The 16,922-nt window shown below is 70.9% G+C and carries 14 protein-coding genes and 1 pseudogene; 12 read left to right on the top strand and 3 right to left on the bottom strand.

Features of this window, described 5'->3' with window-relative positions; genetic code table 11:
• The first annotated feature begins 36 nt into the window (after positions 1–36).
• The 5 genes from LLS1_RS03770 (at position 37) to leuA (ending at position 8,185) form a co-directional block, all read left to right on the top strand.
• The gene (locus tag LLS1_RS03770; RefSeq protein ID WP_226653674.1) at positions 37–831 is read left to right on the top strand and encodes an ABC transporter ATP-binding protein; all 795 of its coding nucleotides are present in this window, start codon (positions 37–39) and stop codon (positions 829–831) included.
• Entirely contained in the window at positions 828–2,261 is a 1,434-nt protein-coding gene (locus tag LLS1_RS03765; RefSeq protein WP_226653673.1) for an FtsX-like permease family protein, read from the top strand. Before LLS1_RS03770 ends, LLS1_RS03765 begins: the two co-directional genes overlap by 4 nt.
• Before the next feature lie 103 nt (positions 2,262–2,364).
• A complete protein-coding gene (locus LLS1_RS03760) occupies positions 2,365–3,651 on the top strand; it encodes an esterase family protein (protein ID WP_226653672.1) in 1,287 nt (428 codons plus the stop codon).
• Positions 3,648–6,275, top strand: coding sequence for a bifunctional lysylphosphatidylglycerol flippase/synthetase MprF (locus tag LLS1_RS03755; protein WP_226653671.1), 2,628 nt, complete (start codon positions 3,648–3,650; stop codon positions 6,273–6,275). The genes LLS1_RS03760 and LLS1_RS03755 overlap by 4 nt, the downstream gene beginning before the upstream one ends.
• 134 nt (positions 6,276–6,409) lie before the next feature.
• Positions 6,410–8,185 carry a 2-isopropylmalate synthase gene (leuA, locus tag LLS1_RS03750; RefSeq protein ID WP_226653670.1) on the top strand — a complete coding sequence of 592 codons (1,776 nt, stop codon included), beginning with the start codon at positions 6,410–6,412 and terminating at the stop codon, positions 8,183–8,185.
• 60 nt (positions 8,186–8,245) lie between these two features.
• Here the strand turns inward: leuA and LLS1_RS03745 are convergent, their stop codons facing one another.
• On the bottom strand, positions 8,246–9,007 hold the full coding sequence (locus LLS1_RS03745; RefSeq protein ID WP_226653669.1) for a trimeric intracellular cation channel family protein: 762 nt from the start codon (positions 9,005–9,007) through the stop codon (positions 8,246–8,248).
• A 60-nt stretch (positions 9,008–9,067) separates the two neighbouring features.
• Here LLS1_RS03745 and recO point away from each other — a divergent pair, with 60 nt between their 5' ends.
• From recO to LLS1_RS19460, 4 genes are read left to right on the top strand one after another with little or no spacing between them, the layout of a single operon-like run.
• The gene (gene recO, locus LLS1_RS03740; RefSeq protein WP_226653668.1) at positions 9,068–9,841 is read left to right on the top strand and encodes a DNA repair protein RecO; all 774 of its coding nucleotides are present in this window, start codon (positions 9,068–9,070) and stop codon (positions 9,839–9,841) included.
• Positions 9,838–10,686 carry an isoprenyl transferase gene (locus LLS1_RS03735; RefSeq protein WP_226653667.1) on the top strand — a complete coding sequence of 283 codons (849 nt, stop codon included), beginning with the start codon at positions 9,838–9,840 and terminating at the stop codon, positions 10,684–10,686. The genes recO and LLS1_RS03735 overlap by 4 nt, the downstream gene beginning before the upstream one ends.
• Positions 10,687–10,715: 29 nt before the next feature.
• A complete protein-coding gene (locus LLS1_RS03730) occupies positions 10,716–11,387 on the top strand; it encodes a DsbA family protein (protein WP_226653666.1) in 672 nt (223 codons plus the stop codon).
• A complete protein-coding gene (locus LLS1_RS19460; protein ID WP_264186812.1) occupies positions 11,384–11,506 on the top strand; it encodes a hypothetical protein in 123 nt (40 codons plus the stop codon). Before LLS1_RS03730 ends, LLS1_RS19460 begins: the two co-directional genes overlap by 4 nt.
• Positions 11,507–11,689: 183 nt before the next feature.
• Here the strand turns inward: LLS1_RS19460 and LLS1_RS19540 are convergent.
• Together LLS1_RS19540 and LLS1_RS03720 are read right to left on the bottom strand one after the other, a co-directional pair.
• Positions 11,690–11,860: pseudogene (locus tag LLS1_RS19540) on the bottom strand (hypothetical protein); the annotation flags it as partial.
• A 769-nt stretch (positions 11,861–12,629) separates the two neighbouring features.
• The gene (locus LLS1_RS03720; protein ID WP_226653665.1) at positions 12,630–13,148 is read right to left on the bottom strand and encodes an aminoacyl-tRNA deacylase; all 519 of its coding nucleotides are present in this window, start codon (positions 13,146–13,148) and stop codon (positions 12,630–12,632) included.
• Positions 13,149–13,181: 33 nt separating this feature from the next.
• On the opposite strand from LLS1_RS03720, the gene dusB reads away from it, so the two are divergent.
• The 3 genes from dusB (at position 13,182) to LLS1_RS03705 (ending at position 16,885) form a co-directional block, all read left to right on the top strand.
• Positions 13,182–14,372 carry a tRNA dihydrouridine synthase DusB gene (gene dusB, locus LLS1_RS03715; RefSeq protein ID WP_226653664.1) on the top strand — a complete coding sequence of 397 codons (1,191 nt, stop codon included), beginning with the start codon at positions 13,182–13,184 and terminating at the stop codon, positions 14,370–14,372.
• Position 14,373: 1 nt separating this feature from the next.
• Positions 14,374–15,654 carry a deoxyguanosinetriphosphate triphosphohydrolase gene (locus LLS1_RS03710; protein ID WP_374758242.1) on the top strand — a complete coding sequence of 427 codons (1,281 nt, stop codon included), beginning with the start codon at positions 14,374–14,376 and terminating at the stop codon, positions 15,652–15,654.
• 70 nt (positions 15,655–15,724) lie between these two features.
• Positions 15,725–16,885: a DUF4282 domain-containing protein gene (locus LLS1_RS03705; RefSeq protein ID WP_226653663.1), complete on the top strand. Its 1,161-nt coding sequence runs from the start codon at positions 15,725–15,727 to the stop codon at positions 16,883–16,885.
• Positions 16,886–16,922 lie beyond the last annotated feature (37 nt).

Genomic DNA, 16,922 nt, shown 5'->3' with positions numbered 1-16,922 from the left:
GATCCCCGCAGCGGCGCGGATTCCTAGCGTGGAGGTATGACTGAGACCTCCGCACAGCCGCCCGCCGCAGCGCCTGCGGCTCCCGCCGCCGCTGCTCCCGTCGCCCGCGTCGAGGGCGCGACGAAGACCTACGGCTCGGGCGCCGGCCGGGTCGCCGCGCTCGACGGGGTCACGCTCGGCATCCCGGCCGGACGGTTCACCGCGATCATGGGGCCGAGCGGGTCGGGCAAGTCGACGCTCATGCACGTGATGGCGGGGCTCGACACCGTGACGGGTGGGCGCGTGTTCCTCGGCGACACCGAGATCACCCGGCTGCCGGACACGGAGCTCACGCTGCTGCGGCGCCGCCGGGTCGGGTTCGTCTTCCAGTCGTTCAACCTCGTGCCGACGCTCGACGTGCGGGCGAACATCCACCTTCCGTTCGAGCTCGACGGGCGCAAGCCGACCCTCCCGCAGCGCGAGTGGATCGACCACCTGACCGAGTCGCTCGGATTGGGGGAGCGGCTGACCCACCGACCGCACGAGCTCTCGGGCGGGCAGCAGCAGCGCGTCGCGATCGTGCGTGCGCTCGCCACGCGACCCGACCTCGTCTTCGCCGACGAGCCGACCGGCAACCTCGACTCGCGCACCGGCCGGGAGGTGCTGGCCGTGCTGCGCGAGGCCGCGCACACGTACGGGCAGAGCATCGCGATGGTGACGCACGACCCGGTCGCGGCGAGCTTCGCCGACCGCATCGTCTTCCTCGCGGACGGCCGCGTGGTCGCCGAGCGCGATGCGTCCTCGGCCGAGGAGATCTCGTCGTACATGCTCGGGATGGAGGCGGTGGCGTGATCCGTGCTTTCCGCGCCAACGCCCACGATCACCGGGCGAGCATCCTGGTCGCCGCGCTGAGCTCCGCCTTCGGGGTCGCCCTGCTCGCGTGCACGAACGTCCTCGCCACCTACATCCGGTCGACGGAGATGGGCGAGTACGGCTCCACACAGGTGGCGCTCACCATCGTGTCGGGCATCTTCTTCGTGATCGCGGTCTACGTCGGCGCCATCGTGACGACGAACACCTTCGCGACGATCATCGCCGGGCGGACGCGCCAGATCGCCCTGCTTCGCCTCATCGGCTCGAGCGCACGGGCGCAGCGGCGCTCGGTCGCGAGCGAGGGGCTCACAGTCGGCGTCATCGGCGCCGTGGCCGGGGGAGCGGGCGCGGCCGCGCTGTCGCTGCTCGCCGTGCGCCTGCTCACGCTGGGAAGCGTCCTGCCCGCTGCCAGCTACCCCGTGCTGACCCCGTCCCTGCTGGTGCCGGTGGTGACGGTGGTGCTCACCACGTGGCTGGCATCCTGGGCGGGCAGCCGACGCGTGCTGACCGTCTCTCCGATGGAGGCGCTCGGCGCCGCACAGGAGCGCCCGTCCGCGGCGGTGCGGACGGTCGGGCGCACCGTCGCCACCTCTCTGCTTCTCGCGGCGGGTCTCGCCCTGCTCGTGCTCGGCGTTCTGCTCGCCCTGGGGGTCTTCGCCGGCGTGCCGGCGCTCGCGGGGCTGTCGTCCTACGGAATCCTCGTGGCGTTCCCGGGTGGAGTGCTCTCCTTCACGGGGCTCGTTCTCGCCGCCCCGCTGTTCATGCCGGCGGTCCTCCGCGGCGCAGGGCTGCTCCTCGGGCGCGGCGCGGCGGCCAGACTCGCCGCAGCGAACGCGGTTCGCAACCCGGAGCGCAGCTCTCGCACCGCGATCGGTCTCGTCATCGGCGTCACCCTCGTGACGATGTTCGTGGTGGCCGCAGAGTCGTGGCTGCAGATGATCCGCGCGGCGAGCGATCGGTACCCCGGGATGTACGCCGGCGTTGAGAGTGTCCTCACCATCACGATGGTCGTGTTCAGCGTGCTCGTCGGCTTCTCGGCGGTCATCGCGGCGATCGGCGTGGTGAACAGCCTCGCCCTCAGCGTGCTCCAGCGGGCACGCGAGCTGGGGCTTCTGCGGGCCCTGGGATTCACGGCTGCGCAGGTGCGCCGGATGGTCCTCGCCGAGAGCGCCCAGGTCACGATCGCGGGCGTGGTGACCGGCGTCCTCCTGGGGACGGCGTACGGCTGGGCCGGTGCGCAGTCCCTGCTCGCGGGCATCCCCGGCGGCGGCCTCCTGCTGCCGGTGCTGCCCTGGCCCTACCTCCTCCTGATCGCGGGGGCGGGCGCCCTGCTGGCCGTGCTGGCCTCCGTCGCCCCGACGCGCCGGGCCACGCGCATCAGCCCGGTCGCGGCGCTGGCCGTCGACTAGCCGCCTCCGAGTTTCCTGAACCTGAACCCGCCTCCAGCTCTGGGAGAGCTGTGACCCGGATAATGGCAGCGCACCGAGGAGAGGACCCGCCCTGAACTGGCTCATGACACTGAGGATCGACAAGCCGCCGTTCCTCATCGCCCTCGACCTCGTCGCCGCGGTGCTGGCGCTGTATCTGCTGGTGCGGCCGACCGGTCGGCGTATGCTCGCGGGCCTCCTCGCGGCCGTCGGCGGCGGTCTCCTGGGCTGGCTGGTGGTCTGGATCTCGGACGACGTCTTCGACGTCTTCGGCGTGGGGCTGACACCGGTGACGACCTTCTGGGCGGCGCTCGGCTTCGCCGGGGTGAGCCTCGCCATCGCGAACTTGTTCCGTTCGCGCTGGTGGCGCAAGGTGGTCGCCGTCGTGAGCATCCCGGTGTTCCTCGCCACCGCCGCGGCCGGCGTGAACGTGGACTTCGGGGCGTACCGTGATCTCAACGACGCGCTCGGGGTCGTGCCCTACCGGTCCCTCGACCTGCACGCGGAGCGCGGGGAGGTGCTCGACATCGGCACGGACTACGCATCGACGGCGACGCCGGGGCAGACGGTGCCGGCGAAGGGCGAGATCGGGACCGTGGACATCCCGGGCACCACGTCGCAGTTCCCGGCACGCACCGCCGTCGTCTACCTCCCACCCGTCGCGCTCACGGCCAAGCCGCCCGCGCTCCCCGTCCTGTACGCCCTCTCCGGGCAGCCCGGAGCCCCCGCCGACATGTTCACGGCGGGACGTCTCGGTCCCGAGATGGATGCCTTCGCGGCGGCGCACGACGGCTACGCGCCGATCGTGGTCGCCGTCGACCAGCTCGGCGGCCCCGGTCGCAACCCGATGTGCGTCGACTCGCGGGAGTACGGCAACTCGGCCACCTACCTCCTCCACGACGTGCGCGATTGGATCTCGTCTCATCTGCGGGTCAGCAGCGACCCTGCCGCGTGGGGCGTCTTCGGGTATTCGCAGGGGGCGACCTGCGCGGTGCAGTTCGCGACGGGACATCCGGAGCTGTTCGGCTCCGCCCTCGCCTCCTCGAGCGAGCTGGGTCCGACTCTCGGCGATCGAACGCTCACCATCGACACGGGCTTCGGCGGATCGGCGAAGGCCTTCGAGGCCGCGCAGCCGTTGGCCATGATGGCCGCCAACGCGCCGTACAAGAATTCGACGATCGTGTTCGGGGTCGGGCAGAACGACGCCAAGTACACGGCGTTCGCCCGCACGCTCCACGCGGCCGCGCAGAAGGCGGGCATCCACAGCGAGCTGCTGATCTCCCCGGGTACGGCTCATGATTGGAACACGGTGCGGCACACCCTGCACGACGGCTTCCCGGCCATCGCCAGGGAGATGGGACTCGGCCGATGAGTGACGACGAGCAGCAGGCGACGCCCGAGCAGCCGACACCTGGGCAGCCGACACCCGAGCAACCCGCACCCGCGCGACCGGTGCCCGAGCGGGCGCGGGAGCCCCTGCCCCTGACCGGGACCCTCGCTGTGCAGACGCAGGAGCGTCCTCTGCACCGGGTGGGGCGCATCATCGCGCGCTATCCGTTCACCGCCGGAATCACGCTGCTCGTGCTGGTCCTGGCGCTGGTCACGGGGCCCCTCCACGGTCCCCACCGACCGCTGCGCATCTGGGTGGGGACCGGCGCTGCCCAGATCGCGGACGGGCACTGGTGGTCGCCCCTCACGTCCGTCCTGTTCACGAGCAATCTCGCGGAGCTGATCGTCACACTCGTGCTCCTCGTCGTGCTCGTCGGCGCCTCCGAGCACCTGATGCGGACGTGGCGCACCGCGCTCGCCTTCGTGGTCACACCGGTCATCGGAATCGTGCTCGGCTCGGCTCTCCAGCTGCTCGGCGCCCAGACGGGTGAGATGTGGTCCAGCAACGTGCACCGCTTCGTATCGCTCGACTCCTTCACGGCGATCGGCGGCACGATCATGGCGGCGAGCGCGTTCGCCGGCCCGCTCTGGCGGCGGCGCATCCGGGTGATGACACTGCTCGTGGCGATCATGTTCCTGCTCTACTCGGGCTTCCCCTCCGACCTCGACCGGCTGCTGGCCGTGCTCGCGGGACTCGCGCTCGGTGCCCTGCTGAACCGGTCCGGCCGCGCGCGCGGCTGGCGGCGCAGCTCCCATCACGAGATCCGGGTGCTGCTCGCCTCGGCCGTGACCATCACCGCGATCGGACCGGTGATCGGCCTGCTGACCCGCTCGCGCTACGGTCTGCTGTCGCCGATCGGCCTGCTCTTCAGCGACGACGTCGCGAACCGCGGCAACGTCCTGGAGCGCTGCCAGGCGTTCGCGGTGACCCGGGACTGCGTCCGCGAGATCACGCTGGAGCGGATCAACGGGTTGGGGCCCGTGCTGCTGTCGGTGCTGCCCCTGCTCGTGCTGCTGGTCGCCGCCTTCGGGCTCCTGCGCGGTCGGCGGTTCGCCGTGTGGCTCGCGGTGGGCGTCAACGGCCTGCTCGCCGTGCTCTCCATGCTCTACTTCGGCATCCTCCCGGTCGCGGGCGCCGCCACCCGCGCCGCGCTCTCTCCCCGGTATTGGGAGGTGACGGCGATCCTCGCGATCTCGTCCGCCGTCCCCCTGGTGATGGCCATCCTCCTCATCGTCCTCCGCCGGCACTTCCCGGTGCTGCCGACGGCCCGCGCCGTGCGCCGCTACCTGATCACGGTGGTGGGGTCCGCCCTGGGGCTCGCCGCGCTGTACGTGCTCGTCGGGTGGCTCCAGCGCGACACCGGGTTCACGCGGCCGATCGACATCGGCGACCTCCTCGACGACGTCTTCGAGCGCTTCGTCCCCGTGAGCTTCCTGCGCCGGGAGCCCGTGCAGTACCTCCCGACGACGCCGCTGGCCTCTCTCGTGTACCACAACATCGGGACCCTGTTCTGGTTGATCGCGATCATCGCGGCCCTCCCTCCCATGCTCGGCCGCGGGACCATCGGCCGCTCCCCGGACGAAGCGGCCCGGGTGCGCGACAGCCTCCTGCGCGGCGGGGGAGACGCGCTCTCCTTCATGGCGACCTGGCCCGGCACGAGCCACTGGTTCGACGGCCCGGAGGGCGGTGCCATCGCATACCGGGTTGTCGGCCGCGTCGCCATCACCACGGGCGGCCCGTTCGGCGCACCGCCCCCGCACGACGGCACCATCGAACGATTCGCCCGGTTCTGCGACGACAACGGCTGGATCCCGGTCTTCTACAGCGTGGAGGACGACTACCAGCCGCTCTTCGAGCGCATGGGATGGTCGACGATGACCGTCGCGGAGGAGACGGTGATCCGCCCGCAGAACTGGGCGACCACCGGCAAGAAGTGGCAGGACGTCCGCACCTCCATCAATCGTGCGCAGCGAGCGGGGATCCGTGCCGAGTGGACGTCGTACCCGGCGCTGCCGCTCAGCGCGACGGTCCAGATCTCCGACATCTCGGAGCAGTGGGTGGCCGAGAAGGACCTGCCCGAGATGGGGTTCACGCTGGGCGGCATCGACGAGCTCCGCGATCCGGCGGTGCGCCTCATGCTCGCCATCGACGAGAGCGGTCGCATCGAGGGTGTGACCAGCTGGCTCCCCACCTGGCGCGACGGCGTCGTGATCGGCTGGACACTCGACTTCATGCGGCGCCGGCCGGGAAGCATCAACGGAGTGATGGAGTTCCTCATCGCGGAGTCCGCCACCCGCATGAAGGCGGACGGTGTGGAGTTCATGAGCCTCTCGGCCGCGCCCCTCGCGCACACGGCGGGGACCCCCGACGGAGAGAAGAGCGGGATGGACCGCATCCTGGGCTATCTCAGCACCTCGCTCGAACCGGTCTACGGATTCCGCTCGCTGCTCAACTTCAAGCAGAAGTTCCAGCCCGAGCTGCACCCGCTGATCATGGCCTACCCCGACCCGGTCGCGCTGCCGGAGATCGGGATCGGCCTGGTGCGCGCCTACCTCCCCGATCTGTCGGTGCGCCAGGCGGCATCGCTGGCGCGCGGTCGCTCCTGACCATGCGTGGTACCCTCATTCCTGTGTACGGTCTGCTCCTTCTTAGCTGCCGCGACGAGTCCTAGTTCCGGGCCTCCCTCGTCGCGGAGTTCGTCGTCGGCTCTCCACACCACACCGCGAGGAGAAAACAGACCATGAAGAACACGCAGGCGCCGAGCGCCATGCCGATCCACAAGTACCGCCCGTTCCACGAGCAGATCCGCGTCGACCTGCCGGACCGCACCTGGCCGGGAAACCGGATCACCACCGCGCCGCGCTGGTGCGCCGTGGACCTGCGCGACGGCAACCAGGCACTCATCGACCCGATGAGTCCCGAGCGCAAGCGGATCATGTTCGACCTGCTCGTGCGCATGGGCTATAAGGAGATCGAGGTCGGGTTCCCGAGCGCGAGCCAGACCGACTTCGACTTCGTGCGCAGCCTGATCGAGGAGGGTGCGATCCCGGACGACGTCACCATCCAGGTACTGACCCAGGCGCGTGAGCACCTGATCAAGCGCACGTACGAGTCGCTGGTCGGCGCCAAGCGGGCCATCGTGCACCTCTACAACTCGACGAGCATCCTGCAGCGCGACGTCGTCTTCCGCACCGACCAGCAGGGCGTCGTCGACATCGCGCTGGCCGGTGCCCGGCTCTGCCGCGAGATGGAGTCGCTGGTCCCCGGCACCGAGATCTACTACGAGTACTCGCCCGAGAGCTATACCGGCACCGAGCTGGAGTTCGCCGCCGACATCTGCAACCAGGTGATCGAGATCTTCGAGCCGACCCCGGACCGCAAGGTCATCGTGAACCTGCCCGCCACGGTCGAGATGGCGACCCCGAACGTCTACGCCGACTCGATCGAGTGGATGTCGCGCCATCTGAACCACCGCGAGAACGTGATCCTGTCGCTGCACCCGCACAACGACCGCGGCACCGCCGTCGCCGCGGCCGAGCTGGGCTACATGGCCGGTGCGGACCGCATCGAGGGCTGCCTGTTCGGCAACGGTGAGCGCACCGGCAACGTCGACCTGGTGACGCTGGGCGTCAACCTGTTCACGCAGGGGATCGACCCGCAGATCGACTTCAGCGACATCGACCAGATCAAGCGGACGGTCGAACACTGCAACCAGCTGCCCGTCGGCGAGCGCAGCCCGTGGGGCGGCGACCTGGTCTTCACCGCCTTCAGCGGCTCCCACCAGGACGCCATCAAGAAGGGCTTCGAGGCGATGGCCGCGCGCGCCGAGGCGGAGGGCACGTCGGTCGACGACCTGGTCTGGGCGGTGCCCTACCTGCCCGTCGACCCGAAGGATCTGGGCCGCAGCTACGAGGCGGTGATCCGTGTGAACTCGCAGTCGGGCAAGGGCGGCGTGGCCTACCTGCTGAAGACCGACCACGCGCTCGACCTGCCGCGCAAGCTGCAGATCGAGTTCTCCGGCGTCGTGCAGGCGAAGACCGACGCCGAGGGAGGCGAGGTCACGAGCGAGCAGATCTGGGACATCTTCCAGGACGAGTACCTGCCGGCGCCCGCGACCGACGCCGACGCCAAGTGGGGCCGCTTCGAGCTGGGCAGCACCTCGACGACCAACGAGTCGGGCGACCACGTCAGCCTCACGGTCGCGCTGCGCGACGGCGACACCGTCTCCAAGGTCACCGGCGAGGGCAACGGCCCGATCGCCGCGTTCATCGACATCCTCAACGCCCGCGGGATCAACGCGCACCTCTACGACTACTCGCAGCACACGCTGTCCGCGAGCGAGTCCGCCCTGGCGGCGGCCTACATCGAGCTCGACGTCGACGGCGTGCGCCTGTGGGGCGTCGGAATCGACGGCGACACCACCACCGCGTCCTTCAAGGCCGTCGTGTCGGCGGTCAACCGTGCGGTGCGCGCGTCGGCGGGCACCGCGGCGGAGGCGGAGCTCGTCACGGTCTGACACCGGTTCGCGTCGAACGCCGTCCGCGGGAGCGGGCGGCGTTCGTGCGTGCGGGAGCGATCAGGCATCGGCGTCCGCGTCCGGCTTGTCGATGCGGTAGCGCGGGATGGCACCCGTGTCCGTCCTGTCGTCGACGTGGGTCTCGGGCGGCCGGGTCGCGAATCGGCGCCAGCGCACCCGGGGCAGGCGCCCCAGCTCGCGCTGCTCCGGCAGGCTCCAGCCGAATCGGACGGCGAGAAGGCGGATGACAAGGGTGACGAGCACGCACACGATCGCCGCGATGGTGAGCGGCACACCGAGGTCGATCAGCACGACCAGCACGACCGTGCCCGCGCCGGCGGCGACGGCGTAGAGCGACCCCACGTGCATCAGCGCGATCGGGAGGTTCAGCAGGACGTCCCGCAGGATCGAACCGCCGACCGCCGCGACGACTCCCACGAAGATGGCGGGCACCTCCGGGAGGCCGAGCGACAGGGCCTTGCTCGCGCCGATCGCACCGAAAAGGCCGATGGTCAGGGCGTCGAGGAAGGTGATCAGCGGGTCGAGCCGGCGGAAGAGCCGCACCAGCAGCATCCCGACCAGCGCGGCGAACACGGTCGCCGGCAGATACCAGTTCGACTGCAGGGCGACCGGGGTGACGGTGAGCAGCAGGTCACGGAGCAGACCGCCGCCGACCCCGGTCGCCACGCCGATGATCGCCACGCCGAGCAGGTCGAGCCGTCGATCCCGGAAACCGGACGCGAACATGGCCCCCTGCAGGCTGCCGACGCCGACGGCGACGAGGTCTCCCCAGAGCGGGATGATCAGGGCGGTGGTGCTCACAGTCACTTCTACCACGCGGCGCTGGCCGCGACTGTCGGTCTCACGCGAGATAATCGGGAGGTGCCTGTCTATCGTGATGAAGCCGTCGTGCTGCGCACCCACAAGCTGGGGGAAGCCGATCGCATCGTCACGCTGCTCAGCCGCCAGCACGGCAAGATCCGTGCCGTGGCGAAGGGCGTTCGCCGCACGGCGTCGCGCTTCGGGTCGCGCCTCGAACCGTTCATGGTGGCGGACATCCAGCTGTATGAGGGCCGCACCCTCGACGTCGTCACGCAGGCGGAGTCGCTGGGGGCCTACGGTGCGCTGATCGCGGACGACTACGCCAGCTACACGGCTGCGAACGCGATGGTCGAGGCTGCGGACCGTCTCACCGACGCCGAGGCGTCGCTGCAGCAGTACCTGCTGCTCGTCGGCGCCCTCCGCTCCCTGTCCCGCCGCGAGCACACGCCGACGCTCACGCTCGACTCGTACCTGCTGCGGGCGCTGTCGCTGGCCGGCTGGGCGCCAAGCTTCCTCGACTGCGCGCGCTGCGGCCGCCCCGGCCCCCACGAGCACATCGTCGTGCAGCTCGGGGGCGTGGTCTGCCCCGCGTGCGCGCCGCACGGGGCGCCGCGCGTGGACATGGCGACGATCGACCTCCTCGGCGCCCTGCTCACCGGGGACTGGGCGGCCGCCGAGGCGGCGGACGAGGGGACGCGCTCCAAAGCGGACGGCGTCGTCTCGGCGTACACCCAATGGCACCTCGAGCGCGGCCTGCGCTCCCTCCAGCACGTGCACCACGACGCCCCCGCCGACGCCGCGCAGCGACGGCTCGATCGGAAGGGGAGCGCATGAGCCCCAAGCCATACACGCACAAGGATGCGGTCGAGTATCGCCCCCTCGATTGGACCGGCGTCTACCCGCCGCCGCTTCCCGCCGCCGCGGTGCCGGCGCACGTGGCGATCGTCATGGACGGCAACGGCCGGTGGGCCAATCGGCAGGGTCTGACGCGCATCGAGGGCCACCGCGCGGGGGAGGCCTCGCTGCTCGACGTCGTGGCCGGCGCGATCCAGATCGGTGTCAAGCACCTCAGCGTCTACGCCTTCTCCACCGAGAACTGGAAGCGCTCGCCCGACGAGGTCCGCTTCCTCATGGGTTTCAACCGGGACGTTCTGCACCGCAGGCGCGACCAGCTGAACGAGTGGGGCGTGCGGGTCCGCTGGGCCGGCCGCAAGCCGCGCTTGTGGGGGTCGGTCATCAAGGAGCTGCAGTACGCCGAGCAGCTCACCGCCGGGAACGATGTCCTCACCCTGACGATGTGCGTCAACTACGGAGGCCGCACCGAGATCGCCGACGCCGCGCGCTCGATCGCCGAGGAGGTCGCCGCGGGGAGGCTCAAGCCGTCCGCCGTGGGGGAGAAGACCATCCAGCGTCACCTCTACCTGCCCGACATGCCGGATGTTGACCTGTTCGTGCGGAGCTCGGGGGAGCAGCGCACGAGCAACTTCCTCCTCTGGCAGAGCGCGTACGCCGAGATGGTGTTCCTCGATACGCTGTGGCCGGACTTCAGCCGCACCGATCTCTGGGAGGCCGTCGGGCTCTACGCGGGACGCAACCGGCGGTTCGGTGGTGCGATCGACACGCCCACCGCCGGGGCCGCCGATAGCGCGCGTTCGCCCGCCTCGGCGGGTTCGGAATAGCTGCAGCCGTGCAGGATGTTGGAACCAGTGTGAGCGAACCCATCAAGATCGACATCTGGTCCGACATCGCGTGCCCGTGGTGCTACATCGGCAAGCGGAAGTTCGAAGCGGGCAGCGGCCTCTTCGCCGGCGCGGGAGACGGACGCGACGTGGAGGTCGAGTACCACTCCTTCGAGCTTTCGCCGGACACCCCCGTCGACTTCGACGGCAGCGAGGTCGACTTCCTCTCCGGGCACAAGGGCCTTCCCGCCGATCAGGTCGAGCAGATGCTCGAGCGCGTCACGGGCATCGCCTCGTCCGTCGGACTCGACTACGACTTCGAGCACCTCAAGCACACCAACACGGTCAAGGCGCATGAGCTCCTCCACTTCGCCAAGGCCCACGGCAAGCAGCTCGAGCTCGCGGAGCGCCTGTTCCAGGCCTACTTCGTCGAGGGCGGCCACGTGGGCCGCATCGAGGACCTGGCCGATCTCGCCGCCTCCGTCGGTCTCGACCGCGCCGAGGCCATCACCGCCCTCGAGTCGGAGCAGTACCTCCCGGCCGTCCGTGAGGACCAGCGCAGCGCCGGTGAGTTCGGTATCAACGGCGTGCCGTTCTTCGTCATCGACGGCAAATACGGCGTCTCCGGCGCGCAGGACGCCGCCACCTTCGCCCAGGTGCTGGAGCAGGTCTGGAACGAGCGCGCGGCGGTGACCGCGTGACCGGCGCTGCTGATTCCGTCGCGGCCGCCGCGGCCGCGACGCCGCCCGTCACCCTCATACCCCTCGGCGACGCCTCCGCCGCCTCCTGCGACGGCGACTCCTGCGCCCTCCCCGTCTGACGTCCACTCCCGCCTGAACAGCGGGATCGCATGCTGTCGGACTGGCGCGTCCATCACGGCAGTATGCGACCCCGCTGTTGCGCGAGAACGCGACGCACCCGGTCGACGGCCGGACGGGAGCCGCGCGACATGGGAGCGATTGATGCGAACCACGCGCCATCCGGCCTGCTCGAGCGCCCAGAGGCGATCGACGTCCCGCTCGTACTGCACCGGATCGGTGCGGTGATGGTCACCGTCGTACTCGACGACCACCCGCTCGACCGGATAGACGAGATCGCCGTGCAGCACGAGGCCGCGGGCGGTGAAGACGGGCAGATTGACCGCCGGCTCGGGGAGCCCGGCGTCGACGAGCATGAGACGCAGCAGGGACTCCATCGGCGAATCCGTCCCCGGCCGCAGTAGCGCGACGGCCTGACGCAACCGGCGGACTCCCGGCCGGGTTCTGGCATCCTCGACCGCGCCACGCAGCGCATCGACCGAGCTGAGGGGCGAACGCCGGCGAAGGCACGCGTCGCCCGCCAGCACGAGCTCGGTCACCGACAGCTCCGCCGCGAGCTCCACCCAGGTCTCCTCGACGGAGGGCACGCGCAGGCCGTGGACCAGGGTCACCTCATCCGCGGCGATCCGCAGTTTGTGCCCGACGATCCCGACGCCGCGCGGCGCGCGGCCTCCACGGAGCGTCGCGACGTGCAGCGGCCCGCCCGCCCGGAGCCGACCGGGCAGCGACAGGCCGTGCAGGGCTGCAGCGGTGGAGTGACTGAAGCACTGCGTGGCCGGCATGGCCGCGCGGTACGCGCGGCAGGCACCCTCGAGACTCCCGTCACGGTCGGCGTGCGGCACGCGTACGCCGTGGTGCGGCCGGGCAAGGTCGCCGCGTCGGAGTCGACCGTCGTTCACCCCGGCGGAGCGGGCGGTCGCGGTCGAGAAGGCCGGGGAGCGGAGGATCGGGGGCAACGGTTCTGGTCTGCGCATGCCCACACGCTGTCACCCCGACGATGACCGTTTGGGGTTATCCACAGGCGCCCGGATCACGGGGGTCTCGAACTGCCGGAAAGCGGAGCGCGAAGCGGCTGTTTGCGACCCCTGTGTCATGCGCCGGTGTCAGTCGCCGGGATCGGGCGGGCTACTCGGGGTCGGTGATGTCGGCGACGGTGGCGGAATAGGCGCGGATCACCTCGTCGGCGTCGACGAAGAGGGAGAGGCCGTGCTCGCCGGCGCCCATGGAGACACGGCGGCCGACGATGCCGGCGTCGGCGACGACGGGCCACGCGGTGGTGCTGCCGAAGGGCGTGATGGTTCCCCGCTCGTAGCCGGTCGCGGCGAGGGCGACGGAGGCGTCGGGGAGCTGAAGCTTGTTGACCTGCAGGAGGCCGCGCAGCTTGGGCCACGAGATCTTGCGGCCGCCGGGGACGAGCGCGAAGACGAAGGTGTCGTCGCTGCGCTTGACCACGAGAGTCTTGACGATGTCGCCGGGGCCGATCCCGAGGAGGGTCGCCGCCTCCTCGAGGCTGCGTGCCGCGGGGCGCTCGACGATGTCGATGGGGACGCCGCGGGCCGCCGCGTCGGCCTCCACGCGGGCGCGACCGCCATCCACAGGCGCGCCGGACGCGCTGTTCTCCACTGTTTCCGGGCTCTCGGCCATGGTTCAGCACGCTTTCTGGGAGAATCGGATCAGATGTCTACCACTGCCACCCTAAGCCACGCGCCCCAGCTGACCATCGGTCCGCTGGCCCTCGACGTCCCCGTCGTGCTCGCCCCGATGGCCGGGATCACGAACACCGCCTTCCGTCGCCTCTGCCGCGAGTACGGAGCCGGCCTCTACGTGAGCGAGATGATCACGTCCCGCGCGCTCGTCGAGCGCACCCCGGAATCGCTGCGCCTCATCACCCACCACGAGTCGGAGACCCCGCGATCCATCCAGCTCTACGGCGTCGATCCGAAGACCGTGCGTGAAGCGGTCACCATGCTCGTCGCGGAAGACCGCGCCGATCACATCGACCTGAACTTCGGCTGCCCGGTTCCCAAAGTCACCCGCAAAGGGGGCGGCGCTGCGCTGCCGTGGAAGCTGGGGCTGTTCCGCGAGATCGTCGAGGGTGCGGTGAAGGCCGCCGGCGACATCCCGCTCACCGTCAAGATGCGCAAGGGCATCGACAGCGACCACCTGACGTATCTCGAGGCGGGGCGGGCGGCGGAGGGGGCCGGGGTCGCGTCGATCGCGCTGCACGCCCGCACGGCTGCAGAGTTCTACTCGGGCCATGCGGACTGGTCGGCCATCGCGACGCTCAAGCAGACCATCACGTCGACTCCGGTGCTCGGCAACGGCGACATCTGGTCGGCCGCCGACGCCATCCGCATGGTCGACGAGACCGGCTGCGACGGCGTCGTGGTCGGTCGGGGCTGTCTGGGCCGCCCCTGGCTGTTCGGCGACCTCGCGGCCGCCTTCCACGCCAAGGCAGGACGGATCTCGGCCGCTGAGGCCGAGCGGGCGCTCGCGCACCCGACGCTGGGCGAGGTGGCCGCGGCGTTCCGGCGGCACGCCGAGCTGCTCGTCGAGTTCTTCGACAGCGAGGAGCGCGGCTGCCGCGACATCCGCAAGCACGTGGCGTGGTACTTCAAGGGGTACCCGGTGGGAGGCGACCTGCGCGCGAGCCTCGCCACCGTCGACACGCTCGCGCACCTGGACGACCTGCTCGCGACCCTCGACGGCGAACAGGAGTACCCGGGTGAGGCGGCGGAGGGCCAGCGCGGCCGCGCCGGATCGCCCAAGCGTCCGGCCCTGCCGGAGCGCTGGCTCGAGAGCCGCGAGGTGGACGGCGCCCAGCGCGCGGAGGTCGCCGAGGCGGAGGTGCACAACAGTGGTGGATAGCGTGATCACGTCGGCGCCACACGGGGGAGCCCCGGCGGACGAGCTGGGCTACACCGACCGCGACCGCGACCGATGGCTGCCCGAGCACCACTCGAATCGCCGCAGCGACTTCGCCCGTGACCGCGCCCGCCTCCTGCACTCCAGCGCGCTGCGACGGCTCGCGGCGAAGACCCAGGTGCTGAGCCCGACCGCCGGCCTCGACTTCGCCCGCAACCGGCTGACGCACTCCCTGGAGGTGGCGCAGGTCGGCCGCGAGCTGGCGGCCAGTCTCGGTCTCGACCCCGATGTCGTCGACACGGCCTGTCTCGCCCACGACATCGGCCACCCGCCCTTCGGCCACAATGGCGAGCGTGCGCTGAGCGCATGGTCGGCGGATATCGGCGGCTTCGAGGGAAACGCCCAGACCCTCCGCCTGCTGTCCCGCCTCGAGCCGAAGGTGTTCGGGCGCGACGGACGGCCATACGGGCTCAACCTCACGCGCGCGAGCCTCGACGCAAGCTGCAAGTACCCGTGGCCGTCGACCTCGTCGGTGGCGGACCCGAGCGGGCGCGCGAAGTTCGGCTTCTACGCCGACGACGAGCCGGTCTTCGCCTGGCTGCGGGAGGGGGCTCCCGAACGGCAGCAGTGCATCGAAGCGCAGGTGATGGACCTCTCCGACGACATCGCGTACTCGGTCCACGACTTCGAGGACGCGATCGTCAACGGCTACATCGACGTCGCCGCCCTCGGCAGCCGCGTCGATCACGACGACCTGGTCACCTCGATGCACGAGTGGGTGGGAGGCGAGATCGGACACGACGACCTCATCGCCGCGTTCGACCGGCTCGACGGCCTCGACATCTGGCTGGAGAGCTGGGACGGGAGCCGGCGCGCGCAGGCCCACCTCAAGAACCTGACCAGCCAGCTCATCGGCCGGTTCGCCCACGCGGCGGTCCACGCGACCAAGGCGGCCTCCGGCAGCACCGGGCTCATCCGCTTCGGCGCCGACGTCGTCGTCCCCGACGAGATCCGAGCGGAGATCGCGGTGCTGAAGGGGATCGTCGCGACCTTCGTGATGTCCCGCAACACCCGGCAGCCCATCTACGCGCAGCAGCGCGAGATCCTCACCTCGCTCGCCGACACGCTGTACGAGCGCGGCCCGGCGGCCCTCGACCCGGGATTCGCCGAGGACTGGAGGCTTGCGCGCGGCGACGCGGAGCGCAAGCGCGTCATCGTCGATCAGGTCGCCAGCCTGACCGACCAGTCGGCGCTCAGCTGGTTCGAACGACTCGTTCAGCACTGACACGGCGCGCGGGCTTGAATACCCGCCGTACGTGCAGAATGCTGGAGGTCACGCCATCGGAAGGACACCCATGAGCACGCCACAGCCCCCGTCGGACGACGACCGGACGGATCGGCCGGACGCGGCCGCGCCGGTGGAGCCGTCGACGGAGAGCCGCGCGACGGGCGAGGGTGCCCCCGCGGGGTCCGCGGACACAGCCGCCGACACGCCCGCCAAGAAGGTCCCGGCCCGCAAGCCTGCCGTTCGCAAGCCCGCGGCCCGTAAGACGAGCTCGAGCGCGGCCGGGACGTCGTCGACGCCGCGCAAGCGCGCGCCGAAGCCTCCTGCGCCCTCGCCGGTCGGCGAGGCGCCGGACATCATGGACGCCACCCTCGGGACCTCGACGCCGCTGGCGCGCGCGGACGTGGGGGGCACGGAGTCCGAGACGCCGGCCGCACCGGCCGAACCCACGCTGCCCTCGGCGACCGAGATCTTCGCGTCGGTGAAGCCTGCCCGCGGTGCGTCAGCGCGTACGCGGGAGAGCACGACCGCCGCGTCCTCCTCCACGCCGACGGCAGACCCTGCACAGCCGACCGGGACGACGGAGCCGGCCGCCTCGTCGGGGGCCACAGCGGCGACCGAGGTCCTCACGCCCGCGGCGTCGGCCGAGCCGGCGTCGGTCCCTCCTGCGGCGTCCGTCGTACCGTCCGCATCCGCCGCGGCACCGGAGACCGGCGCACCGGGAGAGGACGCTGCACCGGGAGAGGACGCTGCACCGGCAGAGCACGCACGCGCGGCCGGACCCGCGGATCCCGGCGAGCCCGTCGACTCCGGCCTGCCTGCCCCGGACGGCGCGGATCAGCCCGACCCCGCCGACCCCACCGCGACCGACGCCCGCGGCCGTCGCAGCGTTGTCGAGCTCGCCGACCGCCTCGACGATTCCCGGTTCTTCTCCGCGCTGTTCGACTTCACGTTCACGAGCTATGTGACGCGGCGGCTCGCCGGTCCGGTCTACGTGGTCGGCCTGGTGCTGATCGCGCTCGGCATCCTCGTCGGGTTCTCGCAGAGTCTGGCGATCGCGGTGTCGACCCAGTCTCCGGCCGGCGCGTTCGCGTTCCTGCTCGGCGTGCTGGTGACGCTCGTGGCCGCGATCCTGGCGGTGCTACTGCTGCGGGTCGGCATCGAGGTGTTCGTGGCGATCATCGAGATCGCGCAGAACACGCGCGGCCGGCGGCGCCCTCCGCGCGACTGAGCGCACCGGTCCGCGACCCGCTCGTCGGTGCGGCTCA

Source organism: Leifsonia sp. LS1 (assembly GCF_020521355.1).
In the GTDB taxonomy this organism is placed as follows: Bacteria; Actinomycetota; Actinomycetes; order Actinomycetales; family Microbacteriaceae; genus Leifsonia.
This window is presented reverse-complemented; position numbering and strand designations above follow the sequence as displayed.